25 protein-coding genes are annotated in these 25,755 nt (G+C 66.9%); 15 read left to right on the forward strand and 10 right to left on the reverse strand.

Translation table 11 applies throughout. The features are described from left to right. The 3 genes from VEY12_02325 to VEY12_02335 all read left to right on the forward strand — a co-directional run. The coding region (locus VEY12_02325; GenBank protein HYM38966.1) for an LAGLIDADG family homing endonuclease at positions 1-5,621 on the forward strand (5,621 nt) is incomplete at its 5' end. A 43-nt stretch (positions 5,622-5,664) separates the two neighbouring features. Further along, positions 5,665-5,964, forward strand: coding sequence for a DUF424 family protein (locus VEY12_02330; protein ID HYM38967.1), 300 nt, complete (start codon positions 5,665-5,667; stop codon positions 5,962-5,964). Between the two features lie 47 nt (positions 5,965-6,011). Further along, a complete protein-coding gene (locus tag VEY12_02335) occupies positions 6,012-6,167 on the forward strand; it encodes a hypothetical protein (protein HYM38968.1) in 156 nt (51 codons plus the stop codon). 30 nt (positions 6,168-6,197) lie between these two features. On the opposite strand, the gene VEY12_02340 is transcribed toward VEY12_02335, so the two are convergent. Continuing rightward, entirely contained in the window at positions 6,198-6,752 is a 555-nt protein-coding gene (locus VEY12_02340) for a hypothetical protein (protein ID HYM38969.1), read from the reverse strand. A gap of 114 nt (positions 6,753-6,866) precedes the next feature. Here VEY12_02340 and VEY12_02345 point away from each other — a divergent pair, with 114 nt between their 5' ends. Then, on the forward strand, positions 6,867-7,892 hold the full coding sequence (locus VEY12_02345; protein HYM38970.1) for an NMD3-related protein: 1,026 nt from the start codon (positions 6,867-6,869) through the stop codon (positions 7,890-7,892). A 25-nt stretch (positions 7,893-7,917) separates the two neighbouring features. After that, positions 7,918-8,586, forward strand: a complete 669-nt coding sequence (gene radB, locus VEY12_02350) for a DNA repair and recombination protein RadB (protein HYM38971.1) — start codon at positions 7,918-7,920, stop codon at positions 8,584-8,586. Here the strand turns inward: radB and VEY12_02355 are convergent. From VEY12_02355 to VEY12_02365, 3 genes are read right to left on the reverse strand one after another with little or no spacing between them, the layout of a single operon-like run. After that, the gene (locus VEY12_02355; GenBank protein HYM38972.1) at positions 8,583-9,701 is read right to left on the reverse strand and encodes a polyprenyl synthetase family protein; all 1,119 of its coding nucleotides are present in this window, start codon (positions 9,699-9,701) and stop codon (positions 8,583-8,585) included. The genes radB and VEY12_02355 overlap by 4 nt on opposite strands. A 5-nt stretch (positions 9,702-9,706) precedes the next feature. After that, a complete protein-coding gene (gene fni / locus VEY12_02360) occupies positions 9,707-10,780 on the reverse strand; it encodes a type 2 isopentenyl-diphosphate Delta-isomerase (protein ID HYM38973.1) in 1,074 nt (357 codons plus the stop codon). A gap of 1 nt (position 10,781) precedes the next feature. Then, complete coding sequence (locus VEY12_02365) at positions 10,782-11,558, reverse strand: isopentenyl phosphate kinase (protein ID HYM38974.1); 777 nt, start codon at positions 11,556-11,558, stop codon at positions 10,782-10,784. A gap of 85 nt (positions 11,559-11,643) precedes the next feature. Here VEY12_02365 and VEY12_02370 point away from each other — a divergent pair, with 85 nt between their 5' ends. The 4 genes from VEY12_02370 to dph2 all read left to right on the forward strand — a co-directional run bounded on the left by VEY12_02370 (position 11,644) and on the right by dph2 (position 15,513). Continuing rightward, positions 11,644-11,814, forward strand: coding sequence for a hypothetical protein (locus VEY12_02370; protein ID HYM38975.1), 171 nt, complete (start codon positions 11,644-11,646; stop codon positions 11,812-11,814). 146 nt (positions 11,815-11,960) lie between these two features. Further along, on the forward strand, positions 11,961-12,473 hold the full coding sequence (locus VEY12_02375) for a 50S ribosomal protein L16 (protein HYM38976.1): 513 nt from the start codon (positions 11,961-11,963) through the stop codon (positions 12,471-12,473). 216 nt (positions 12,474-12,689) lie between these two features. Beyond that, positions 12,690-14,414, forward strand: coding sequence for a DUF2207 domain-containing protein (locus VEY12_02380; protein ID HYM38977.1), 1,725 nt, complete (start codon positions 12,690-12,692; stop codon positions 14,412-14,414). 124 nt (positions 14,415-14,538) lie between these two features. Beyond that, positions 14,539-15,513 (forward strand): diphthamide biosynthesis enzyme Dph2, encoded by a 975-nt coding sequence (dph2, locus tag VEY12_02385; protein HYM38978.1) that lies wholly within the window; start codon positions 14,539-14,541, stop codon positions 15,511-15,513. Between the two features lie 73 nt (positions 15,514-15,586). Here the strand turns inward: dph2 and VEY12_02390 are convergent, their stop codons facing one another. Then, positions 15,587-15,841 (reverse strand): hypothetical protein, encoded by a 255-nt coding sequence (locus tag VEY12_02390; protein ID HYM38979.1) that lies wholly within the window; start codon positions 15,839-15,841, stop codon positions 15,587-15,589. Positions 15,842-15,933: 92 nt separating this feature from the next. Here VEY12_02390 and VEY12_02395 point away from each other — a divergent pair, with 92 nt between their 5' ends. Genes VEY12_02395 through VEY12_02420 form a run of 6 tightly spaced genes read left to right on the forward strand, consistent with a single transcriptional unit; the run spans position 15,934 to position 20,726 of the window. Next, positions 15,934-17,004, forward strand: coding sequence for a hypothetical protein (locus VEY12_02395; protein ID HYM38980.1), 1,071 nt, complete (start codon positions 15,934-15,936; stop codon positions 17,002-17,004). Positions 17,005-17,049: 45 nt separating this feature from the next. Beyond that, a complete protein-coding gene (queC, locus tag VEY12_02400; GenBank protein HYM38981.1) occupies positions 17,050-17,754 on the forward strand; it encodes a 7-cyano-7-deazaguanine synthase QueC in 705 nt (234 codons plus the stop codon). 32 nt (positions 17,755-17,786) lie between these two features. Next, positions 17,787-18,539 (forward strand): radical SAM protein, encoded by a 753-nt coding sequence (locus VEY12_02405; GenBank protein HYM38982.1) that lies wholly within the window; start codon positions 17,787-17,789, stop codon positions 18,537-18,539. Between the two features lie 55 nt (positions 18,540-18,594). Then, positions 18,595-18,999 (forward strand): archease, encoded by a 405-nt coding sequence (locus tag VEY12_02410; GenBank protein HYM38983.1) that lies wholly within the window; start codon positions 18,595-18,597, stop codon positions 18,997-18,999. A 9-nt stretch (positions 19,000-19,008) separates the two neighbouring features. Further along, complete coding sequence (locus VEY12_02415; protein HYM38984.1) at positions 19,009-19,770, forward strand: HAD family hydrolase; 762 nt, start codon at positions 19,009-19,011, stop codon at positions 19,768-19,770. Then, a complete protein-coding gene (locus VEY12_02420) occupies positions 19,767-20,726 on the forward strand; it encodes a diphosphomevalonate decarboxylase (protein ID HYM38985.1) in 960 nt (319 codons plus the stop codon). The genes VEY12_02415 and VEY12_02420 overlap by 4 nt, the downstream gene beginning before the upstream one ends. Here VEY12_02420 and VEY12_02425 read toward each other — a convergent pair. The 5 genes from VEY12_02425 to VEY12_02445 form a co-directional block, all read right to left on the reverse strand. Then, positions 20,723-22,426, reverse strand: a complete 1,704-nt coding sequence (locus VEY12_02425; protein HYM38986.1) for a hypothetical protein — start codon at positions 22,424-22,426, stop codon at positions 20,723-20,725. The genes VEY12_02420 and VEY12_02425 overlap by 4 nt on opposite strands. Positions 22,427-22,574: 148 nt before the next feature. Continuing rightward, entirely contained in the window at positions 22,575-23,831 is a 1,257-nt protein-coding gene (locus VEY12_02430; protein HYM38987.1) for a pitrilysin family protein, read from the reverse strand. Next, positions 23,828-25,108, reverse strand: a complete 1,281-nt coding sequence (locus tag VEY12_02435) for a pitrilysin family protein (protein ID HYM38988.1) — start codon at positions 25,106-25,108, stop codon at positions 23,828-23,830. The genes VEY12_02430 and VEY12_02435 overlap by 4 nt, the downstream gene beginning before the upstream one ends. A 196-nt stretch (positions 25,109-25,304) precedes the next feature. After that, a complete protein-coding gene (locus VEY12_02440; GenBank protein HYM38989.1) occupies positions 25,305-25,481 on the reverse strand; it encodes a hypothetical protein in 177 nt (58 codons plus the stop codon). Next, positions 25,465-25,755: proteasome accessory factor PafA2 family protein (locus tag VEY12_02445; GenBank protein HYM38990.1), on the reverse strand; the 291-nt coding region annotated here is incomplete at its 5' end. The genes VEY12_02440 and VEY12_02445, both read right to left, overlap by 17 nt.

Genomic DNA, 25,755 nt, shown 5'->3' on the forward strand with positions numbered 1-25,755 from the left:
AGTTCTTCGAGGAGGCAGGGTACCTCTCCCGGATCATCCAAGTCGCGGACCGGTATCCGGAGGAGCGTAGCCTCGAGGTTTCCTTCGCAGAGCTGAACCGCTTCGACACGGACATGGCCATCTTCCTCATGCGCCATCCGCTAAATGTCCTGACCGCGGGCGAGGAGGCGATGCGCCGCTTGGTGCCGCCGGGGGAAGAACTCGTCCAGGTTCACCTTCGGGTCAAGGCCCTCCCGCGGGACAGCCGCATCCAGATCCGCGATTTGCGGGCGAAGCACCTCGGGCAGTTCATCTCGGTCGAGGGCCTCGTGCGGAAGTCCACCGAGGTACGGCCCCGCGTGGTCGGTGCGCTGTTCCAGTGTCTCCGCTGTGGGACGATCCTCAAGGAGGAGCAGGACGGACAGAACTTCCGCGAGCCCCTAGAGTGCTACGAGGAGCAGGGTGGGTGCAAGCGGTCCGCGAGCGCGACGAAGTTCAAACTGCTCACAGAGACCTCGGTGTACCTGGACACCCAGAAGCTGGAGGTCCAGGAGGCGCCCGAGGGACTACGGGGCGGCGAGGAACCGCAGCGACTCACGACCTACGTCGAGGACGACCTGACCGGACTGATCACGCCGGGCAACCGGGTGGTCATGAACGGAGTGCTCCGGAGCGTCCAGAAGGGCCGTCCCGGGGCGAAGTCCACCCTGTTCGACATCTTCATCGATGTGAACTCAATCGAACGGGAGCAGGTCGAGTTCGAGGAGATCGAGGTCACCGAAGAAGACGCTCGCCTCATCCGGGAGGCGGGCTCCACGCCGGACATCTACCGCCTGATCACGGCCTCGATCGCGCCCTCGCTCTACGGGATGTATGTGGAGAAGGAGGCGCTAGCCCTCCAGTTGTTCAGCGGCGTCCCGAAGGTCCTGCCGGACGGGCGCCGCATCCGCGGGGACATCCACTTGCTCCTGGTCGGCGACCCGGGCACGGGCAAGAGCGAACTGCTGTCGTACATGAGTCGGCTCTCGCCGCGCGGGATCTATGCAACCGGCAAGGCCGCGACCGCCGCGGGCCTCTGTGTTTCCGCGGAAAGCCTCGTTGTCACGGACCGTGGTGTCAGGCCTATCGCGGACGTTTCACAACCCTACTTCGGGAGGTCCGAGCGCGTACGCTCGATGGAGACCGCGGCCGCGAAGGGAGCGGTGGTCACCGTGGACGAGCGGCACCGGTCTGCGATGCGACCACTCGAGACGGTGTGGCGGCTCAAGCCACCGGCCGCGATGCTTGAAATCTCCACGGCCTCCGGGCTGTCTCTCTCCGTTACCCCGGCGACGAAGGTCCTCGTCGACCACGCGATGGGACAATCGTGGATTCGGGCGATGTTCATCCGGCCCGGGATGCACTTGGCCACTGCAAGCCGGCTCGACTTCCCCGAACAACCCGCGCCCTTGGTCCTCGAATTCCTCCGAGACGTCATGACTCGCGTCGTCGTCGACATCTCTCCCGCCCTGGTCGAGGAGGTCATCGAAGGTCTCAAGCGGAGATACGGGACGCTAAGGGAGGCGGCGGCGCGGCTCCTCCTGGCGGAAACGGCCCTGTACGACTCTTGGAGGAATGAGAAGCAGGCGATCCCACTATCCCCGTTCCTGGTGGCCGCGCGTGCCGCAGGCGTGCCCGACCTGCGGGTCGCCGAATCAATCCGGTCCTTCTCTCAGGCCGGAGGCCACGTCATCTCCTTGCCGGTCTCGTTGAATCCCGAGCTGGCCTACTTTACGGGACTCATCGCCGGGGACGGGAGTGTCGAGAGGGGAGCCCTGGGCGGATTTTCCATCCGATTTAGCAATTCGGACGAGGGGCTAATCCAGGTCTACCGCGAACTCACGCGGAGCCTCTTCCAGGTGCCGCTCAACTTCACGCCCCAGAGTTCTGAGAGGGCCGCGACGTCCCGGTTCCACAGCGCGCTAGTCGCAGCGGTCCTGGCCCACCTCGGAGTGCCGACCTCGCCCAAGTCCCACATCATGGAACTCCCGGCGGTCCTCCTCAACGGTCCGCGGACGAACTTGGCGCTCTACCTCCGCGGTCTCTACGACACGGACGGCACGATCCTCGTTCGGGAGTCTGGGGGGACATGCCTCTCCCTGAGCACGACGAGCCCGGAGCTGGCTAAGGGTGTGCAGATGGCACTCCTGCGGTTCGGAATCCATGCACGCCGGCGCGTGCGGCGCGTGGCCGGGCGGAAGTCCGTCCGGATCGACGGGAAGACGATCATCAGCCGGCGCGAGCAGCATGTCCTCGATGTCTGGGATTCCGATTCGCTCGTGCGCTTCCGAGAAGAGATCGGATTCGGTCACTCTCGAAAACGGGAGACCCTGGCGAAGGTGACGGCACGCGGTCCCCATTCGAACGTCAACCTCATCCATGGCGCGGGTCCCCATCTCCGGGAGGTGCGGAGAGTCTTGGGCCTGAGCCCGAAAGAGGCCTATGGAGACCACGAGGGCGGAGCCCGGGCGGTGGAGCGCGGGGCGGAAGCGACCACCCGGGAGTTCCTTCTCTCGAGGTTAGAGAACCTTTCCTCCGTGTACGCCTCGGGGGGCTTCAGCGGCCCGAGGGTGCGCATCGCCAGCGACCTGCGGCAGGCGATCCCTCAGGCGATCGCCCGGGCGGGGCACACGGGCGTCAGCTTCGCCCGTTCCCTCGGAGTACCCCCGGGCCGCGTTCACGATGCGTTCTACCGGAAGAGTAGACGAGCCCCTGCGATTCCAGTGCGCGTCCTCGAGCGGGTCGCTCAGCAACTCGCTGCATCCGACGAGACGGCTGCGGCAAGGATCGAAGCGGCTATCCGCCCTTACACCGCTCGAATCGCCAAGGTACCCTCCCGTCTCGAATCCCTCCGAATCCTCGCCTCGGCGGACGTTCGCTGGGAGCCCGTGCGGACCGTCCGCGTTCTACCCTCCGCGACGGAGCCCACGGTGTACGATCTGACGGTGAAGGATGCCCATGCGTTCGTCGCAAACGGGATCCTGGTCCATAACACCGCGGCGGCGGTGCGGGATGAGTTTGGCGAGGGACGCTGGACTCTGGAGGCGGGGGCACTCGTCCTCGCCGACCTGGGGCTCGCCTGCCTCCATCCCGATTCCGAGGTCCTCATTGATGGAAGTCCTGTCCGCATCGACCATCTTTTCGATGCCTCCCGTGCGATTGACGCCACTGCCGGTGGCCATCCCGTCGAACTGTCTCCCCTCGCCCGACCCACGCTATCGTTCGACCCGACGGAGGCGCGAATCATGTCGAGCGAGGCAGCGTTCGTCGTGAGGCGGCGATACCGAGGCCCGATCTACCGCATCACGCTGTCCTCGGGCTTCGAGGTACGGTTGACCCCTGACCACCTCGTCCTCGATGGCGAGTCCTACACGTGGAAACCGCTCCAGGCACTCAAACCCCGTGCACGATTCGTGGCATGCCAGAGGATTCCCGGATCGCAGACACCGTTGGCCTTGCTCGACCTCGTGCCCGAGGATTGGATCGTACAGCCCACGGACACGGAGAAGCGCGAGCTGCGCAATCTCCTCCTTCGCCGATTCGCGACGCTCGCTGCGGCGAACCGGGCCTATGGACTTGCACGCGATGCATTGAACGGCAGAAGCGCTTTGAGAACGGAGACTTTCCGCAGACTTCTCCGAGACCTGGGGTTGTACGACACTTGGAAGACCCGTCCCTTCGCGTATGGCCGTCGGAAGTCCACGGAGCGGTTGAGAATCGCGACCCTGACGCCCGAACTCGGATACCTGCTCGGCTTCCTGTGCGGAGACGGACACGTCAAGATTGACGACCGACATTCAAGCGTCAGCATCTTCCAGTCAGCGGCTCACCTACCGCAAATCCAGCGCGTGCTCCAGATGACGAAGGCTGTCACCCCGAAAGGTTGGGGGATGCACTCGCGAATCATGCGCTCGCAAATCCGAGGCCGGTCGACAGAGAGCCGAACCTATCACATGCAGCGCGGTTCGAATCTCCTCGCCTTCCTGTACCGCTGGCTTACGGACAATGACCTGGCGAACCTTCTTCGTCTCGATGATAACGCCCTTCGGGGGTTCCTCGCAGGCCTCTTGGACGCGGATGGTTGTGTGTCGATCAAGAGCTCTACGTCGGGGGGCAATACCTACGAGAGCGTGGAACTCCAGTTCATGTTCTCGCCCCGACGGCAGGCGAATCTGCGCCTCCTGTATGCCCTCCGGCGATTCGACGTATTTTCTCGGGTCCGGCAAGGACACAACGTCCTCATCGTTCAGGTCAGCTCGCGGGCGGATGCACGTCGGCTCCTCGAGGCCATGGCCCCATTCTCGGTGAAGATCAAGCAGATTCCCAAGGCAGAAGCCCTTCAACCCGCCGATCATGAGGAGGCGCCAAGTGGGCCTGTGGCCGAGATCCTCGCGAGGGTCCGACCGGGGCTATGGCGCCACCTGGACAAGAGGTATTGGAGCCAACTCTACGATCTCTCCCACAACCGGCGTCGACCGTTCAAGCCAACCCTCGCGAAGCTCACGGAGGCCGTGAAACCCTGGCTGGGCCCGGAGAGCCACATTCGCCTTCGGTCCCTGACGGGCTGCGACTACGCACTAGACCGCATCAGGGAAGTCCGCGTCGAGGACTACGACGGATTCGTCTACGACCTCCGAGTCCCCGGCCCGAGTAACTTCGTTTGCGACGGAGTGGTCGTCCACAACTGCATCGATGAAATCGAGAAGATGAACCCTCAGGATCGCTCCGCCATCCATGAAGCGATGGAACAACAGAGGATCAGCGTGGCGAAGGCGGGCATTACCGCCGTACTGCAGTCCCGCTGCGCCGTCCTTGCGGCAGCCAACCCGAAGTTCGGACGCTTTGACGAGCACAAGTACATCTCGGAGCAAATCGACTTGCCGCCGGCGCTGCTGAGCCGGTTCGACATCATCTTCTCCATGATCGACCGACCGCAAGCCGAGAAGGACCGCGAACTCGCGGAACACGTCCTCAAGGGACACCAAGTGGGCGAGATGCTGCGGCGCCGCGAATCGGGACTCGCGACCCCGGAGACCCATGTCCTCGAGGAACCCTACACCCCGCACTTCAACCCGGACTTCCTCCGGAAATACGTGGCCTACGCGAAGCGCATCTACCCGATCATGACGGACGAGGCCATGGGGGCAATCGAAAAGAAGTACCTCGACATCCGCAAGACCGGCGAGGCCGCCGGTTCCTCGGTCCCCATCACGCCGCGACAACTCGAGGCCATCATCCGCCTCTCCGAAGCGAGCGCCCGCCTGCGGTTGAGCAGCGAGGTCACGATCGACGACGCGGACCGCGCGGTGCGCATCGTGGAGTACTGGATGGGCAAGGTCGCGGGCGAGGAAGGGAAGTTCGACATCGACATCATCCAGACGGGAATCAGCCAGAGCCAACGGGAGCAGATCATCTCCCTGCGGGACATCATCAACGAGCTCGCCGGCCCCGAAGGCGTCGCGGACTACGAGGACATCGTCCGCATCGCGCAGGAACGCGGCATCCCGCCCGCGAAGGTGGACTCATGGCTCAAACGGTGGTCCCAGGAAGGGGACATCTACAGCCCCGCGAAGAACAAGTACAAGCTCGTGGAGCGGCTCTGACAAAGGCCTATTACCCCCGCGGCCCATCGTACGCGTGGAACCCATGCCCATCCGGATGAGGGTGTACACGCAGGGGAAGGAGACGCTCGTCGCCGCGGCGGACGAGGACCTCCTCGGGAAGACGTTCCGGGAGGGGAAGTTCAAGATCGAAGTGGGCAAGTTCTACCAAGGGGAGCGTGCGACGGAGGAGGAGCTCCTCGCCCATCTCAGACTCGCGACAATCGGGAACTTTGTGGGTCGCGAGACCGTGGAGGCGGCGAAGAAGGGCGGCTACGTGAGCGACGAGGGCGTCCTCTGGATCGACGGAGTGCCCCACGCCCAGTACGCGCTCCTGATGGGCTGAGCGGCGTCCAGCGAAGGTTTTTCCGGACCCGATCCTTCGCCGGCGTGATGCACGACACGGCCCACGCGGAACCCGCGCACACCGAGGCGCCGCCACCCGCGCCGGAGACTCCCACCGCGGGAGAGTGGACGATCGGAGTCGTCTTCGTCATCGCGGCCCTGGCGCTCGTCGCCTGGATCGGATGGACGATCGCCCACCTGTAGTCCGTCCCGGGTGGGCCCGATCGTGACCCTCTAGTTCCTACTGGTTGCGGAGCTGCGGGTGCGTCGGCGCGCGGGCTGGGGGCGCTTGGTCCGGCGCCATTGGCGCCACATGTTCCGCGCGTGCTTCTTGAGCATGAGGGCATACTCGTGCATGAGCGCGTAGGTCGCGAAGCCCGTGATCAGCCCGAGCCCGGCCAGGCTGGTCGTGAAGTAGGTGACGGCCGCGAAGGGAGAGCCCGTCGTCAGCACGGCGAAAGCGAACTGCTTCAGCAGGCTGATGAGGCTGAGCCCCACGCCTAGGGAGACCAGGAAGCGGCCGCGGCCCACCTGGCCCCAGAGGAAGTTGACCCCCCCTTCAAGCACGAGGATGCCGGCGAAGTAACTCATGTAGGCGAGGACGAGCAAGGACGTGTCGAAGAAGAAGACGAGCGGCTCGCCCGTGACGGGGAGCAGGTATTGCTGGTAGAGCTGCTGCTGGTAGGGGACCTGTCCGGCCAGGAGGAGCGCGGACGAGACCACGGAGAGGACGACCGCGTCGCGATGGCGGATCTTCTTGAGGCGCCACCACGTCTTCGCCTTCGGCATGGGATGGGGTGCGACGCGCTCTCGCCTACTTAGCGACTTCGACGCCGCTATCGCTCCCAATCCTAGGAGGAGCGTGCCCTTAAGTACGCCCGACTCGTTCGAACGAAGTCGCCCATGTTCTGCGTGGAGTGCGGGGCCGAGGGGCTCGTGTACCAAGGCGTCTGCGCCAGCTGCTTCGCGAAGAAGCATCCCCTCGTCGAGCCGCCGGCGAACCTGCACGTGCCGCGGTGCCAACAGTGCGGCGCCTTCCACTTCCGCTCCGGGTGGTCCCGCGTGGACCTTGACCAGGCCATCCTCCAACTCCTCCGCGAGAAGGTGCGGATGCTGCCGCCGTTCGAGCACGTCGCCTTCACCCATGTGGCCCGCGAGGAGGACGCAAACAACTACTTCCTCACGGTCAAGGCATCCGGCCGGTTCGAGGATTTGCGGCAGGTCCAGGACTTCCACGTCCGTCTCCGGATCAAACCGTCCGTGTGCGACACGTGCCAGAAGCAGGCCGGCCGATACTACGAGGGCATCCTCCAGGTGCGCGCGGAGGACCGCGACCTGACGCCCGCGGAGCTTCGTGCGATCCGCACCTTGGTCCTCTCGCGCGTGGAGCGCCGTCGGGACGAGGGGGGCGGCTTCGTCTCCCGCACGGAGGAGATCCACGGCGGCGTGGACTTCTACGTGAGCACGAACGCGCTCGGGACGCGGCTCGCGCGGGAAGTCTCCGAGGCGTTCGGAGGCACGGTGTCGACGTCGCCCAAGCTGTACGGGCAGCGCGAAGGGAAGGAAATCTACCGCGTCACGACCCTCGTGCGACTCCCGCCCTTCCAGGTTGGGGAGGTCGTGCGCCACAAGGCCGCACTCGCCGAGGTACTCTCCCTGCGACCCTTCGTGGAGCTGCGAGACCTCCGCTCGGGAGAGCGACGGCGCTACAAGCCCAAGGACCTGCGCGGACTTCGCCGCGTGGACGCGGAGCGGTTTGAGGCGGACATCCGCCTGGACGCCGACGGTCAGGCCGTGGTCGCCCACCCGGAATCCGCGGCGGAACGGATCGTCCGAACTTCGGGCGCGAAACCGGGTCGCGCCGCGGTCGTATGGACCGCGGACGAAGCGTACGTCTCCGGGTTCCGGGCCGGCGGCTCGAAGGCTTAAAGGACGCCCCGCCCTTGCCCCGTCGATGAAGGTGGCCCTGGGCTGCCGGGCCCTGGACGACCTCCTGGGCGGGGGCGTCGAAGAGGGGTGCATCACCCTCCTCCACGGGGAGGCGGGGAGCGGCAAGACGAACTTCTGCCTCCAGCTCGCCCGAAATTGTGTGCGGTCGGGCCGCAAGGTGATCTACATCGACACGGAGGGCGTGTCCATGGACCGCCTGCGACAGATCTGCGGGGACGACTTCGACCTCGTCGCCAAGAACATCCTCTTCTCGGAGCCGTACAGCTTCGAGGAGCAGGAGTCGCTGATCGAGAAGGCCGTGAAGATCGCGGAGAGCAATGCGGAGGTCGGGCTCATCGTGATCGACAGCATCACAATGCACTACCGCCTCACGATGCGGGACGAGACGCGGCGGGATGAGCGGTACTCCCTGACGCGGCAGATCGCGCGGCTCCTGAAAGTGTCCCGGACGCGGGGCATCCCCGTCGTGGTCACGTCCCAGGTGTATACGGACATCGACACGGGGCGGTACATGCCCCTGGGCGGCCACATGCTCAGCCATAACGCGAAGACGATCATCCGGTTCGAGAAGGTCGGACCCAGCCAACGCGCCGCGGTCCTCGAGAAGCACCGGAACAAGGAAGAGGGCAGCCGGGTCGTGTTCCGGATCACGGGCCGCGGGCTCGAGGACTAGCGGACCCGCGAGCGCTGCGCGTCCAGCAGGGCTTCGAGGAGGGCGCGCGCTTGCGGATCCTTGGAGGGCACGTGGTCCAGCGCCTTGCGCGCGAGGTCGAGGTTCTTCTCGATCCGCGCCTCCGCGACCGGCAGGACGTGGCGGGCGAGGAGGGCGCGCACGGTCTCGATGTCCCGCTTCGTGGTCGCCCGGCCGCGGCCGTAGGACCGGAGGAACGCCGCGCGGTCCCGCCCCACGAGCGTCTGGGTCGCGAGGACGTACAGCCGGGTCCGCTTGCCCTGGCGGATGTCGCCCTCGGACGAGCCGCCGATCTCCGAGGGCACGACGCCGGCGCCGAGGAGGTCGTCCCGATCCTGGAAGGCCACCGCGAACATGAGCGCGTACTCCTGGAGGGACTCGCGAACCTCCACCGCCATGCCCGCAGCAATCGCCGCCGTGGCGGCTGCCCCCAGGTAGAGCCGTGCGGTTTTCGCCTCGCTCATCCGGACGTAGTCCTCCTCGGGGATTGTCCGGAGTCCTTCGAAGTCGATGTCGAGCCCCTGGCCGTCGCTCACGACGAGGTCCACCTCGGTGAGCTCGGTGAGAAGTCCGAGTCGGACGGCCGGGTCCAGGCCCTTCGGACTCTCGATCGCGCGTTCGGCAAGGGACCGGATGCGCAGGGCGTCGAGGATCGCCTGGGACGCCGCGTACCGGTGGCGGCGCGTGCGGAAGATAGTCGCCGGGCGGTCCGCGTCCGAGCGGCGGTACAGGGCCGCGTTCGAGGACCAGGCGCTCGGGAGCGTGCGCCGCCGCTCGTCCTCGTCCATGATGTCGTCGAGGAAGAGGGTGTACAGGTGGTACCATTCGAGCCAGCAGGCGGCGCGCTCCAGGGCGACCGAGGGGAGCTCCCCGGTCAAGAGACGATAGCCCGCGAGGGCGATTGCGTAGCGGTACCGCTTCCCGGCGAGGAACAGGCGGGCGTTGCGGGACATGGTCTTCGTCGACGGGTACGGTCCGACCGGGTGGGCTGCGAGGAACTCCTCCCACATCGTCTGCAGGTAGGCGTTCGAGGCGTCCCGGTACGGCCTGAGGAGGCGCTCGAGACGCTCGATCTCGGGATTCGGAATCTCGGCCATCCGGATCACACCCCCTCCGCGAGTTCAATCCAGGTCGCCGTGGGGGCGTTGATGATCGCGTGCCGCTCCTGCAGTTCCGCGACGCTCGGGGCCCCGATGAGGAACATGGCCGCCTTAAGCTCCTCGATGATGGCCCGGAGCTCCGCGACCACGGCATCCGAGGAAGTCTTCGCGGCCTCCAGCATGGGCTTCGCCATGCCCGCCGCGGTCGCGCCGAGGGCGATGCCCTTCGCCGCATCGAGCCCACTCCGGATGCCGCCCGTGGCCACCAAGGGAAGGCCCACGTTGGCCAGGACGATGGAGGCGGGCGTCGGGATTCCCCAGTCCCAAAACGTCGCGCCCAGACGCTCCTTCAGGGACGAGGCCTCCTTGCGCGCACGATAGTGCTCCACGGCGGAGAAAGACGTGCCGCCCAGACCGCCGACATCGATCGCCTTGACGCCGGTCTTCTTGAGCGCCTTCGCCACGTCGCGGGAGATGCCCGCGCCCGTCTCCTTCGCCATGACGGGAAAACGGCCCGCGAGGTTCTTGATGGCGGACAGGCAGCCCTTGGCCCTTCGGTCGCCCTCGGGCTGCACGACCTCCTGGAGGAAGTTCAGGTGGACGATGAGTGCGTCCGCGCCGATCATGTCCATGGCCTTCTTCGCGTCGGCCACGCCGTACGCGCGCTTGTCCGCTTGGGGGATGAGCTGGGGCGCACCCAGGTTCGCGAACCGGAGAGGCACGTCGTGGTCCTTGACGACCGCGTACGTGGGCTCGAGCTCCGGCTTCTCAATCGCGGCGCGCTGGGAGCCGACGCCCATGGCGACGCCGACCTCCGCGGCGGCCTTGGCCAGGTTCGCATTGATCTCCCCGCCCATGCCGAACCCGCCCGTCATGGACGAGATGAGCAGAGGCGCCTCGAGCCGCTTGCCGAAGAACTTGATCGAGAGGTCGATGTCGTCCAGGTCGATCTCCGGGAGCGCGTTGTGGAGCAGGTGGACGTCGCCCCAGTAGTCGTAGCCCGCGGACACGTCCTCGGTCAGGATGATGTTGACGTGCTCCGCCTTCCGCTGCTCCGTCTTGGACGGTTCTGCCATCTCAGCGGCCTCCGACGACGCGGGTGCCCACGACAATCCGGCCGCGCAGGGCATCCCGGACCCGGTTCTTGACGTTGCCGTTCACGATGAGCGTCTCATCCGCGTGGGATGCGATCTCGAGCATCCGATGGACTTTCGCTTCCATGCCGCCCGTGACGTCCGCCCCCTTCGCGGGGCCGAAGTCGATGAGCGGCAGTTCCGTCTCGGAAACGGACAGGAGGAGGCGCGCGTCCTTGGAGTCCTTGGGATCCGCGGTGAAGAGGCCGTCGACGTCCGCGGCGAAGACCGCGCATCGGGGGTGGAACGCCCTCGCGAGCTCGAGCATGACCACGTCCCCGGAACACACGGCAACGCCTCGGGTACGATCTCGGACCACGTCCCCGAAGGTCACGGGGGTGAATCCCTCGTGGACGTACTCGCGGAACGGTTCCACGTCGAACGAGGCCACCCGGCCCTCGTCGAGGCCCAGAATCGCGGAGGGCGGCAGGACGACGGGGGCGAGGCCCGCCTTCATGAGGCCGTCCACCACGAACCCATCAAGCGTGCGAACGTCCCGCTGGACGACCGAGGCACCCCTTGCCTTGGTCCGTGCGGCAGGACCGTTCAGCGCGTACTTGCGCGCCAGCATGTGGCCAAAGGAGCCCGCGCCGTGGACCACGACGAGGTCATCCCCAAGCCCGGTCAGCTCCTTGGTCAGCCGGGCGATCGCGCTCTTGCGCGGCGTGCGGAGGCGCGTCTTGTCCGTGAGGACGCTGCCGCCCAATTTCACGAGGAGCATGGTCCTGCGGCCACCTGAGCCGGGTCACTTAATCTTTCCCACTCTCCGGGGCTTCCCAGGATAGCCGGTAGCCGAGGGAGACCGCATGCCGCTCGCCGCGACCTGGCTCTGGTTTGTGGACCCGTCGAAGCACACGGACTCCATGCTCGTCCTCGCGACTGCCTGCATCGACGCGGTCGTGACGGGGACCGTGGGCATTTGCCGCCGGCTCTTGGGCCCGCCGCAGCGAGCCCGAGCGTCTGCCTCGTCGTCCTGATCGCGCGACTTGGCACGCCCGTGCCGTGTGGAAGCGGGACGAGGCGAGGAAGACGACTCGCGCGCCCGAGGCGGTCCGAATCCGGCCGTCACGGTGAGCGTGCCCGAAGGATTATATAGAGCCCCAACTTTGGAGCGGCCCCACCCATGACGCGCAAGCCCGGGAGCATGTACCGCGAGATCCGCGGACAAGCCTACAGCCAGCGGATGTACATCGGCGGCGTCCCTGCGATCCGGATCAGCCAGTTCGACATCGGGGACCTGCGCACCCACTTCCCCGTGCGGCTGCACCTCGTCGCGGAGGAGCAGTGCCAGATCCGCCACATCGCCCTCGAAGCCGCACGCGTGTCCCTGAACCGGTACATCGCGAAGAAGGCAGGGAACGCATACCACCTGAAGCTCCGCGTCTATCCCCACAACGTCCTGCGGGAGAACAAGATCGCCACAGGCGCAGGCGCCGACCGTATTTCGGAAGGGATGCGGGCCGCGTTCGGGCAGCCCGTCGGCACCGCGGCGCGCGTCCACCCGGGCACGAAGATTTTCACCCTCGAGACGACCGAGGAGCACGTGGCGGACGCGAAGATCGCCCTCCGCAAGGGAGGCGTCAAGCTGCCGACCCCCTGGCGGATCGTCGTCGAGCGCGAGAAACCCAAGAAGTGATCGCTCCTCCGTCCGCGAAGCGCCCCGCACCCCGGCGTCCCGGTGCGCAGTCCGTGGATGGTATATTCGCATACGACCATGACCGTAACGAATCTTCAAGCTCCTGGCGGCGCATGAGACCCCGAGTGGATGCTTTCGGAGAGAACGGAACGCCGTGCCGTCACCGTTTTGAGTCTGGGTCTATTCGCCGCCGTTGCTCTAGGCTGCTTCCCTTCGATGGCCACGGCCGCTCCCCAGTCCTACCATCTGACCGCCCTGTCCGTGACCCTGGATGCCCAGCGCGACGGGTCGATCCAGATCACCGAATCCATGGGGTTCCACTTCGACGTCGGTACGTTCTCCTATGCATACCGAGACATCCCGTGGTCGTCATTCGACGAACTCACGAACGTCTCGGTCACCGATGAATCCGGGAACGTTCTGGGTTTGCAGGTCCGATTTCAGTGGGAGGGGAGCGGGGAGTACCACCTCCGTTGGGCCTACCCCGCCGTCACCGCGCCGGCCGAACGAAGGTTCGTGCTCACCTACACGGTGACGGGGGCCCTCCTTCAACCCGCCGCCGCCCGAAACCGAGTCGACTGGCTCGCAGTCGGTACAGGATGGAACGTCCCGATCGACAACGCCTCCGTCCGGCTCCTGCTGCCTTCGGGAGTCGACAACGTGACGGCCCTGGCGTTCTCGCCTCTGCCGAGCACTGTGCTCCGCGTCAACAACCGAACCGCCGTGTTATTCGCAGTCGGCATCCTGCCGGCGAATACGGGCTACCGGGTCATCGTGGACTTCCCGAAGGTCGTCGACGCGCGCCCCGATCTGCTTCGAATCGCCCGCGACTCCCCGATCAGCACAGGGGTGTGCGTGTTCGCCGCCATCCTGTTCGCGATGTTCGTCCTCTGGTTCGTGAAGGGCAGGGACGCGAGACCCAGGACTCGGGGCGTCAACCCACCCCTGCAGGTTCCCTCGGACCTGAGGCCCGCCGAGGTTGGGTATCTCCGGCGACAGTTGTTCGACGTGGCGTGCATGTTCGCCGCCTTGATTGATCTCGCCCAACGAGGCTACCTCATCTTGTACGGTGCACCGGTCGGCTGGCGAGCTCGGCGAACCGCGAGCCCTCTGGACCTCACGGAGAAGGGTCGAGCCGCGGGTCTGGGCGAACCGGGCGAGTACGCAGATCTCATCGAACCCGAGCACGTGCTTCTGCAGGCGCTCGCACGAACGGACGTGGACCGGCTCACGGTCCTGCGCACGGAGTTCGTCGGCTTCGGGCGGAGAATCGAGGACCGGATGCTCCAACGAGGCCTTGTGACGAAGAGCCCTACGGCGATCCGGAATCGGTACGCCCAGGCGGCCGCTCTCGTGATGTTCACGGGACTGGTCCTTGCAGGCGCGGGCATCTGGTTCCCGGACTACTTCAGCCTCCGAGGACCTCTGGTCGGCCTCGCAATGGCCGCTGTTCCCATCGGGATCATCGGGATCTACATGCCACGGTGGTCGGATCGCGGCGCAGAGGAACGGTCCCGTTGGCTCGGCTTTATGAATGCACTCAAGGTGCACGTAGAGCGAGCCAAGAAGACGAATCCCGGCGAAGCGGTGGCCACGCTCGATGCGTTCATGGCGTTTGTCCCACTCCTCCCCCATACGGACGTGCCCAGGTGGTTGAAGCAGCTCGCCCTGGACCTCCGTGGCTTCCCCTACGAGGCGTCCTGGTATGCGTCCTACCCGGCCATCGTCCTCTATCCAGAACCCGGACGGGGCCACGGAGGGACCGCGCGCATGCCCCTGGTCGACCTGCATGCGCTCCTGGCGGCGGATTTCGGGGCGTTCGCGGGATCGCTGGCGGCGACCTTCGGCGTGTTCTCGGGAGGAGTCGGTCCCTCCGGAGGCGGGGCCGTGGGCGCCGGAGGCGCGGGCGGGGGAGGCGGTGGGGGCGGCGGAGCCGGCTAGGGCCGCTCCCCCGTGGGACGGTTCACGGAAGGCCGAACGCTCCGCACGTCCCTTCGCGAAGGAAGGCACCTCGGGTGAGGGCGGGCGCAAGTTTTTCTCGCACTCCGTCGCTGGCTAGGGACGCATGGACGAGACCGTGCGGCTGCTCGAGGTGATCCGCGGCCGCAACGCGAAGACCGTCGGACTCCAGTTCCCCGTCGGCCTCAGGACCAAGGCCGTGGAGCTCGCCCGGGACCTCGAGGACCAGGCGGGCGTCACCTGCCTCGTATCCGCAGACCCTTCCTTCGGCGCGTGCGACATTGCGGACATGCCCGTGGATCTCATCGTCCACCTGGGCCACGCGCCCATGCCGCACCTGCGGTACAACCGCGTGTTCTTCTACGATCTGCCGGGACCGCCGCTCACCTCCATGGCCTTCGTCGATGCCGCGGAGCCCATGCTCCCGAAGCGCATCGGTCTCCTCACGACGACCCAGTTCCGCGGCTGGCTGCCCCAGATCAAAGAGCACCTGGAGAGGTCGGGCCACGAGGTGCATATCGGCGAGCCGGACCGGCGCGTCGCGTACGCGGGGCAGCTCCTGGGCTGCGACTACCATACCGCGGAGGTCGTCGCGAGCGATGTGGACGGGTACCTGTACATCGGGACGGGGGAGTTCCATCCCCTCGGCGTCGCCTTCCTCACGGACAAGCCGATCGTCATCGCGGACCCGGAGCGGGGGAGCGCGCGCAGCCTATCGGATCTGAAGGATCGGGTCCTCCGGCAGCGATGGGCCGCGATCGCGCGAGCGCAGGACGCGAAGGAGTTCGGGATCATCGTCTCGCGGAAGATCGGCCAGGTCCGCATGGAGATGGCCCGTGACTTGAAGGCGCTCGCCGAGAAGCACGGCCGCGGCGCCCGCATCTTCCTCATGGACCTCGTCTCCCCGGACTTCCTCGAAGGTTACCTCGTCGACGCCTGGGTGAACACGGCGTGCCCGCGGATCGCGATTGAAGACGTCCTCGAGTACAAGCAACCCATGCTCACGCCCCAGGAGTTCGAGATCGTCCTAGGCGAGCGGAAGGCCAAGGACTACGCCTTCGACGAAATCCGCGCGCAGTAGGGAAACCGTAGGGCAGGTTCTTGTTGTGCCCTCGGCCCGTCAACCTTGTTTAAGGTTGATTTCGCCCGGACGCCTACGTCGACCGCACGGCCCTCCGAGAGGCGATCGATGCGAGTGTCTCCCTCCGGAGTCGCTCCAGCTCCCGCCGGGCCTCCCGAAAGTAGTCGTCCACGCGTCGCGCGGCCTCGTCCCGGACTATCTTGAGGTCGGCGGCGCCGAGGTACTCCTTCGCCTGCCGGCGCCGGCCCTTCTCGGTTTCGTAGTGCCAGAAGTACAGGTAGGAACGGCCTCGGACCGAGTGCGCGTAGACGCCACATCCAATCTGCATGGGGACCTCCAACCCGTTATGGTTACTTGACTGTACGGGAGGGCTCGCGATCGGCAGAAAACGGATTACGGAGGTCGAGCATCCCCCGACCCATGCCACGCAGCCTGCCGGTGGTTCGCATCCTCGAGGGCCTCGCGCGTCACCCGACGACTTCCTTCCACGAGGAGCGCGTGGCCGCGGAGGCCACGGCGGTTGCCAAGGGCTTTGGAGCCGTCGTGCGCCGGGACCGCTACGGCAACCTCCGGATTTCACCTCCGGGCCACCGCACGGGACCTCCGATCTGGCTCGTCGCTCACTTGGACCACCCAGGGGCCGAGATCGTCGGGCGACGGGAGGCCGTGCTCCTCGGCGGACTCGCTCCGGCGTACTTCCGTCGCGGGACGCGCCTGCGCTTCTACCACGATGGCGAACCCATCGTCGCTCGGGTCCAGCGTTATTCCAGGAGGTCGTACCGGTTCCGGCTCGCACCCTCCCCCGACGTGGACCGGCTGCGGCGTCAGGACTTGGGCGTCTTCGAGCTGGAGGATTTCGGGATCCGATCGGGACTCGTCCATGCGCGGCAGCTCGACGACCTCGCGGGATCCTCCGTGTCCCTCGCGGCGATTGGCCGCGCTTGCCGCGACCGCCGCATGAACCTCCATGCGCTCCTGACCCGGGCCGAAGAGGAGGGCTTTGTGGGCACCCTGGGCGCCATCCAGGACGAGGAGATACCGCGGAACGCCATCATCGTCAACGTGGAAGCGAGCAAGGCCATCCCCGGGGTCGAGATTGGAGGCGGCCCCGTCATCCGCGTGGGCGACCGTCGCAAGACGTTCGACCCCCATGCGGAGAGCCTCCTCCTCGCCGCGCGATCGAAGCTCCCGAAATCCAAGCCGGTCCAGCGGTGGCTCATGTCGGGCGGCACGTGCGAGGCCACGCCTTGGGGCCTGTTCGGTTGGAGGGCCACGGGCGTGGCGATCCCCCTCGCGAACTACCACAACCAGGGACCGCGGAACCGCCTCGAACCCGAGATCGTGGCGGTGAAGGACCTGGCCACTGCGGTCGACCTCATCGAGGCCGCCGCCCGTGGCATCTCCGCGGCCGAGCGATGGGACGATGCGACGCGACGCATGCTCCAGGGGTACTTGCGACGCATGGGCCCGCGCCTCGCACGGAGCCGCTGACCCCGTCCCGAAATCCCCTTTACCTGCCTCGCGTATCCGCCGCCAATGACCCTACGCGCAGTCGTCCTCCTCAGCGGCGGCATGGATTCCGCCACGGCCCTGGCAATCGCCCTCCAGGACGGCTTCGAGGTCACGGCCCTGAGCGTGGACTACGGGCAGCGGCACCGCAAGGAGCTGGAGGCCGCCCGGAAGGTCGCCAAGCATTTTGGCGTGCGCGACCACCGACTCGTGAGCCTCGACTTCACGGCCATCGGCGGTTCCGCGCTCACGGACAAACGGATCCCGATCCCCGAGCAGCGCCGCCTCGAGGAGATCGGCCAAGGCATCCCGCCCACGTACGTGCCCGCGCGGAACACGATCCTCCTGAGCTATGCCCTCGGCCTCGCGGAGACCGTCGGGGCGAAGGGCATCTACATCGCGGCGAACCAGATCGACTTCAGCGGATATCCGGACTGCCGCCCCGAATTCTATCGGGCCTTTCAGGAGGTCGCGCGCCTCGGGACGAAGCGGGGCGTCGAGGGCGACGTCATCGAGATTCGCACGCCCCTCATTGCGATGTCCAAGGCGGACATCGTCCGGAGGGGGGAGGAGCTCGGCGTGCCGTGGGCCCTCACCTGGTCCTGCTACCGGGGCGAGGAGAAGGCGTGCGGGGTCTGCGACTCCTGCCAGCTGCGTCTCAAAGGTTTCCGCGAGGCGGGCGTCAAGGATCCGCTGCCCTACGCGCGCCGCCCGCGAACGACGAATCCTTAATTAGTAGCGGGACCGCCATATCCGACGCAACCGTGCACCACGAGACCGTCGTCGGCAACCGCCCCGGGGAGACCTTCCTCCTCACCGAGTGCTACGCCTCGATCCAGGGGGAAAGCAGTCTGGTCGGCACCCCGACCGTCTTCGTGCGCCTGTACTCCTGCAACCTCCGCTGCTCGTGGTGCGACTCCGTGTACGCCGTGGAGGGCGGCGACTACCGGGAGGTGGAGGTCGCGGAGCTTGTGTCCCGTCTGCGGGAGCTGACCGCGGCGGGCGGCGGGCACCGGCGTGGGATCAGCCACGTCTGCTGGACCGGGGGAGAACCCCTGCTCCAGTGGCGGTCCGTCGCCAAGGCCATCGAGGGCCTGCCGCCGCACTTCGTGCACTCCATGGAGACGGACGGGGAGGTGGACCTGGCACCCTTCGACCGCGCCGTCTCGGAGCGCCGCGGCGACGGCCGCGTGCGCTACATCATGGACATCAAATGCCCCGGGTCGGCCATGGTCGCGAAGAGGGCCTTCGAGAACCTGCAACTCCTGCGCGCGTTCGACGAGGTCAAGTTCGTCATCCTGGACCGCGCCGACTACGAGTTCGCGCGGGACGTCGTGCAGCGACGGGAAATCCGCGCGGAGAACGTCCTCTTCTCCCCGGTCATGCCCGCGAACCGGATCGGAGAGGGGCTGGAGCCCGCGAAGCTCGCGGGCTGGATCCTCGAGGACCGCCTGGACGTGCGGCTGCAGCCACAGATCCACAAGTTCCTCTGGCCCGGCAAGGAGCGCGGCATCTGAGCTCACGGACCTCGGGCGAGGAATACTTGATATCGTGGGGGCCTTTGGCTCCCTCGTGCGGTACGAGGAAATCGAGCACACCGCGGACGTGGGCATCCGGGCGTTCGGGAAGACCGCCTCCGCGCTTTTCGCACGCGCGGCGGAGGGCATGTTCAACTTGATCGCCGACATCACGAAGGTGAAGCCCACGGGCGAACTGGAGATCCGGCTTGCCGCCCAGGACCTGCCGAGCCTGCTCGTGGCCTGGCTCTCCGAGCTCCTCTTCCTCCACGAGACGGAGCACCTGCTGTTCTGCAGGTTCCAGGTCCGAGTTCGCGGCACCTCCTTACACGCGCGCGCGTGGGGCGAGGCTATCGACCGGCGGCGGCACGGGCTCAAGCTCGCGGTCAAGGCCGTGACCTACCACCGGCTGTCCGTCGACCTCGAGAGGGGGGTCGCCGAGGTCATCTTCGACGTGTAAGGAGAAATCATGATCCGGGGCGTGACGTTCGACTGGTGGCATACAATCGCCGAGACGCCATGGCCGGACTTCGACGCCCACATGCGGCGCATCCGCGTCGAGCGCATCGCGCAGGCCTTCGCGGACCGCGGGCTCGTGGTCGAGATCGACGTCCTCTACCGCGCGTACGACCGGCACACCGACCTCCTCGCGGAAAACTGGACGCGGAACGTGGACCTGAGCGGGGAGGAACAGATCCGCGCCTTCCTCGAGTTCGCGGACCTCGACGGCTCGGACCCCTACCTGGGGGACGCCCTGGCCGCGTCCTTCGGCGAGGCAATCCGTACGAAGCTCCCGATCCTCTACCCCCATGTCGGGGCGACGTTGGCCGCCCTCAAGCGCGAGGGATACCGCATCGGTCTCGTGTCGAACACGGGCCGCACCTGGGGGCGCTTCCTGCGACCCATCCAGGACGACCTGGGCGTGGGGAAGTTCTTCGACGACCGCGTGTTCTCCGACGAGATCGGCATCCGCAAGCCCGAGCCGCAGATCTTCGAGGCGGCCTTGGAGCACCTCGGCCTGCGCCCCGAGCAGGTCGTCCACGTGGGTGACGACGTCCTCGCGGACGTCACGGGATCCAAGGGTGTCGGCATGCGCGCCGTGTGGTTCAACACCGGAACGCCCGCGGAACATGCGGTGCATACCTGGGCCGGCAGGCCGTCCGCGACGCCGGACGCGGAGATCCACGAGCACCGCGATCTCCTCGCGGTCCTGGAGCGGTGGCGGCCATGAAGGCCACTGCGGTGGCGCACCCGATCCAGGGCCTGATCAAGTACCACGGTCTCGCAGACCCCGTCCTGCGGCTGCCCTTCCACGATTCCATCAGCGTCTGCACGGCACCGCTGACCACCCGGACCACGATTGAGTTCGGCGACTTCCCGCGGGATGACGCGACCATCGACGGCCGGGCAATCTCGGGGCACGAGATGGACCGCATCCTCGCGGTGGTCGACACGGTGCGCGCCCGCGCGGGGGTGTCGAGGCGGTTCCGGATGGCGTCCATCAACGACTTCCCGTCCAACGTCGGATTAGGCGCGAGCGCCTCGGGCTTCGCGGCCCTCGCCCTCGCGGCCTGCGAGGCGGCGGGGCTCCACGCCAATCTCGAGGAGGTCTCCCGAATCGCGCGCCGGGGTGCCGGCTCCGCGAGCCGCTCCGTGACGGGCGCGTTCAGCAAATGGAAGATGGGCGTCGCGGACGAGGACTCCTACTCCGTACAGCTCGCGGGCGAAGACCTCCAGATGGACATCACCGTGGCCTTGATCCCGGCATTCAAGCAGACGGAGGATGCCCACCGGGAAGCCCTCACCTCCCCGTTATTCCACGCGCGCCTGGCGGAGATGCCGCGCCTGATCGCGGAGATGGAACTGGCGATCCGCAAGCGGGACGTCGGCGCGATCTGCGCGCTCGCGGAGCGTGACACGCTCATGCTCCACGGCATCACGATGACGGGCGCCGCGGAGATGGTCCTGTGGCAACCCGAGACCTTGCGCGTGATCCTGGCCGTGCGCAAGATGCGCGATGCGGGAATCCCTGCCTTCTTCTCGATCGACACCGGCGCGACGGTCTACGTGAACACGCTCGCGGGCCAGGGCGCGGAGGTGCAGGCGAGGATTGAGGAACTCGGAATCCGGACGATCCCCTGCAAAGTGGGCGGCGCCGCACGAATCGTGGACGAGGCCCTCTTCTAGCCCCCTGGGGACCCAGGCCTCCGCTTCATCGCCTGCACGACCGCGGCGAGAGCTCGGCGGGTTTCCCGGATTTTCCGGTCCATCCTCATGTAGACCACCAGTTCGACTCCCAGCGCGAGCACCACGACCCCGACGAGGGCTAGGCGGGTGAATCCCGCGAGCGCCTCCGCGTTGTTCGCGTTCGTGGCCGTCTGATTGGCTAGACCCGGATACGGTGAGTAGTACGTGACGTGGAGGAACAGGGGTGCCGCCCGATTCCCGGCCGTGTCCACTGCGGCGATCCGAATCGTGTTGCTCCCCGCGACCAGGGCGACGGTCGTCTCCCAGGTTCCCGCCCCATCGGGCCGCACGACCTGGGCATTCACCAGGACCGAGGCGGAGGGATCGTCGACCGTGCCGACGAGGTGAACGGTGGACTGATTCGTCTCCAGTCCGTCAGGCGGAAGGGAGAGCCGTACAACGGGCGGTGTGGTGTCCACGACGACCGTGGACGTCAGGATTGCGGTCCGCTGGGCGGCGTCGACCGCCCCGACCTGAATCGTGTACGTGCCGTCCGGGAGCCCCGCGAGCTGCGTGGCGAAGTACCCCGTGGTCGGGTCGAAGGTCAGCGACCGCAGGTTCTGATTGTACCGGATGAAGAGCGCCACGGTCTTCGTGTCGTTCACCGTGCCGGAGAGGTCGATCGTGCTCCGGTTCGTGAGGGCGGGCAGCGGCGCCGTGAGCGTGATCCGCGGGATGTCCGAGTCCACGAAGACCACGACAACCGCATAGTTCAGGTTCCCGACCTGGTCCACCGCCGCGACCTGGATGACGTTGACCCCGTCCGGCAGAGCGAGGTTCACGCCCCAGGTCCCGTTGGGCGCAACCACGACGCTGAACCCGTTCACGGTGAGGTATGCGCCGAACTCCGAGATCCCCGCCACCCGGACGATGCTCGTGGGAGAGACGGACCGGTTGAGCGGCGTCACGACGGTCAGGGCTGGCTTGATCGTATCGCTCAGGATTGTCTTGATCTCGGACACGAGGTTGCCCGCGGCGTCCGTCGCGTTGATGAACAGTACGTTCGTGCCCTCGGAGAGCGGCATCAGGAGGTTGAAGGCGCCCGTTGCGTTGTTCGCGAACACCGCCAGGGAGACGTGGGAGGGCAAGGCCGTGACGCCGATCGTCACGGGATCCGCGGCCGCCATGGCGGGGAACGCGGTGCCCTGGACGGGGATCGCGGAGACGGGAACGGCGGGGTACGCCGGCGAGGTCACGATGAGGACGGGCGGGATCGTGTCCACCGTGAAGGTCCAGTTGTGGTACGCGATGTTGCGGGCGCTGTCCACCAGCACAAAGTTCGCGTAGTGCGGGCCGTTGCGGAGGGCGAACCCCACGAGCAAGGTGAACACCGTGTCGTTGAACGAGCCCGCGCTCGTCAGGTTCATCTCGTCCAGGTGGAAGTCGACGGCCACGACGGTCGCATTGGGCGCCACGTCCCGATACGGCAGGATGATCATGGAAACCGGGTTCGCGAGTCCCAGGAGGCTGCCGTTGGCCGGCGTCTCGGGCCCGAAGACCACCGGGGAGGCGGACGCGTACACCGTCCCAGCGACCGCCGGGCCGACGGGCGCCACCGTGGGCGCGGCCACGAACAGCGGTGAGGCCATCAGGAACCCGACCAGCAGCGCTAGCAACGAGACTCGAACGAGTCGCTCCATGGACCGTCCCCCGCGCCCGGGCGGCGTGGGAACCCGTAGGGGCTCCTCCATCCTCCCGGCGGGCGGTGTCCGTTACGTTGCGTGCCGATATAAAAGGTGAGAACGTACCGCTGAGGCTCTCGCGTCGTCGCGGCGCGGCGGTGGAGGGTCACAGGGCAAGTCGTGCGCGACCCACGGGACCCGCGAGGACCAAGGAGCTCTGCGTCGGATCAAAGTACTTGACCGCGGAGGCCCGGACGGCCTCGTCGGGGACCGCCTCGATGATCTCGGCGTAGCGTTCCAGGAAGTCCATCCCGAGGCCGTAGTACTCCATGCGGTGGAGCTCGGACGCGACCTCCGCGTTCCGTTCGAGGGAGACGACCAGGGAGCCCACCTGGTTCCGCTTCCCGTCCTCGATCTCGCCCGACGGGAACGGCTCCGTCCTGAGGCGATCCATCTCGTGCCGGACGCCCTCGACGGCCCGCGTGAGGTTTGACGGGTTCACGCCCACGTTGATGGACCACATGCCTCCCCCTCGACGGGCGTCCAGGCTGCTGTACGCGTAGTACGCGAGGCCCATCTCGTCCCGGAGGTTCGTCCCGAGCCGGCCGAACAGCCCGATGCGGCCGAAGAGCAGGTTCGCCAGGAGGAGCGGGTAGTACTCCTCGTGGCGTCGCGAGATCGCGGGGGCTCCGACGACGATGTCCGCCTGGGACTTGTGGGGCATCGGAATCGACAGGTTGCGGGGCTTGTACGGGGGCGGTGGCGGTGCGCGCACGGGCGCGGCCTCGCCCCGGAACTTGGCCAGCGGCGTGGCCACCGCGGTCTCCACGAGCTGCCGGTCGACGTCCCCTGTGACCGCGACGATGAGCCCGTCCGGGCCTACGTGCTCCTCGTGGAAGGCGACGAGATCCCCGCGCGGGATCCGTCGGATGCGCGACTCGCCGCCCTTCGGATCCCGTCCGTAGGGATGGTCCTTCGGGAAGACGATGCGCAGGAGCTCGCGGTAGGCCCGCTGGCGCGTGTCGTCCTCCTCGATACGGAGGTCGTTCAGCAACTCGCCGCGGACCCGTTCCACCTCCTTGCCCGGGAAGGCGGGCTGGGACAGGCACTCCACAAGGATGCGCACGGTCTCCGCGACGGTCTCGCGGGTGCAGCGCCCGGAGAAGATGAGGAGCTCCTGGGAGTTGTGGAACTCGAGCGTCGCCCCGATCCCTTCGAGGCGGTCCGAGAGCTTCGCGGCGGAGGTCCGCCGCGTGCCGCCGAGCATGAGGCGCGAGGCGAACTCGGCGACCCCGAACTCGGTCCCCTCGGAGGCCGTGCCCGCGGGGACGCTGCCGCGGAAGGCGATGAACGGGTTGGAAGGCAGGGGCTGCGAGATGACCACGGCGCCGTTGTCGAGGACCGCGCGATCCGGGAGGGTCACGCGGGCGCCTCCTGGGCGTGGAACCGGACGACGCTCCGGCGTTCCTCGTGGAGGTACCGGCGCGCGACCTCCCGCACCTGCTCCGCTCGCAGGCGGTCGACCTTGGCCAAGATCGCTTCGCCTGCGTCCCATCCCGCGAGGGCTTCGAGCGTGCTGAGGAGCGTCCCTTGGTACGTCACGCCGTCGTGCTCGTAGCGGTACCAGGACCGGATCTGACGTTTGGCTCGATCCATCTCGGCCTTCGTGGGCGGGGTCTTCCGGATGCGCTCGACCTCCCGGTCGAGGATCGCCTCGACGCGATCCAGGGAGACCTGGCCCGCGAGGGTCGCGCTCGCGACGAGGAGGGCGGGATCGAGCTTCAGCTCGTGGCGCACGCCGACGTCCGTGGCGAGCTTCGCCTCCACGAGCGCATGGAACAGACGGTTGGAGCGGGAGCGCCACTCGCCCGCGGCAAAGGGCGTGAACCCGTGCCAGCCGCCCAGGATCGTCGTGAGGACCATGATTGCGGGGGTGTCCTCGTGGACGAACGGCGGGATGTGCCATCCCACCGCGAGGAGGTCCGTGGCCCCCGGGCGCTCAAGGTCGCTCCGCCGTTCCCCGTGCTGCTCGGGTTCCAGGAGCGGCATGGGCGGCGGAGCGGGCTCCGGCTTCAAGGGCGCGAAGCCCTCCCGGATGTGTTGCATGGCCACCGCGGGGTCGAAGCCGCCGACCAAGACGAGGAACGCGTTGTTCGGCGCATAGTACCGCAGGTAGTGCTGATACAGGGGGTCGCGGTCCAGCCGCGCGAGGTCCTGCTTGTATCCGATCGCGGTCCAGTGGTAGGGGTGGATCTGGAAGGCGAGACCCCACAGCTCCTCCTCGGTGAGGAACTCGGGCTGGTTCTCTGCGCCCTCCCGCTCGCTGATGACCACGGTCCGTTCCGCCTCGACCTCCTTGGGGTCGAACGCGGCGTTCCGCATGCGCTCCGACTCGATCATGAGGGCCGTGTCCATCTCGGACGCTGGGATCGTCTCGAAGTATGTGGTGAAGTCCGTGTCCGTGAACGCGTTCATCTTGCCGCCGAGGCGGCTGATCAGGCGGTCGATCTGGCCCTTCTTGAGCTTCCCGCCGCCCTTGAAAAGCATGTGCTCGACCCAGTGCGTCGAGCCCGTGATCCCGGGGACCTCGTTCCGCGAGCCCACGCGGTACGTGACCCAGCAGGAGAGGGCCTTCGTGTCCGGGATGGGGCGGAGGATCACCTTGAGGCCGTTCTCAAGGGAGTCCACGTGGGTGGCCATGGACGGACGCCCGGAACCACGCATGGGGGATAAAGGGTTGTGGGCCGGGGGTCCGAGAGAGGCGATCCGGAGGCGGACCAACTCGCGGAGATGCGGCGCACGCACGGGAACCCGGACGGCGATTGACGAAACCCGAGGGCGAGCGGAGGGCGCCTCGGGCGACTAACAAGACCATCGGCTGAAATATCGTGGAATGTTATGCCCTGCGGTCTCCGCCCTGACCTTTCGATGCTTTGTACCTGGCCGAATCAAGGTCGAGTTCGAAGTCCTCTTCCTTCGCTTCACCCGGGGTGAAGACCTTTCCTGCCTCAAACTCCAGCTTCTTCTCCTGCTTCTTCCGCTTCTTGGGCTTCTCCTCAACCTGCAGTGGCATAGGTCGCCTCCAGCTTCGTGGCGTACGGATCGGGAAGATCGATACGCCGCCGGGTCCCGTCGTTCACGACCAGCACAGACCAATCAATCATCTCGATATTGAAGGTGTCGCATAGTTCCCGACGGAGTTTCGCGCGCGTGTCGCCCGGCGGGGTCGTGATCGCCGCCTTGATCGTCTCGTCGTCCGTGATCCGATCCACGAGTTCCGCCTTCTGCCGCTTGTAGAAAAGCGAGCGTTCAACGCCGATCTCGGAGTACTGCTTGCACGCCATCAT

This window comes from Thermoplasmata archaeon, assembly GCA_035632695.1.
Lineage (GTDB): Archaea > Thermoplasmatota > Thermoplasmata > RBG-16-68-12 > RBG-16-68-12 > RBG-16-68-12.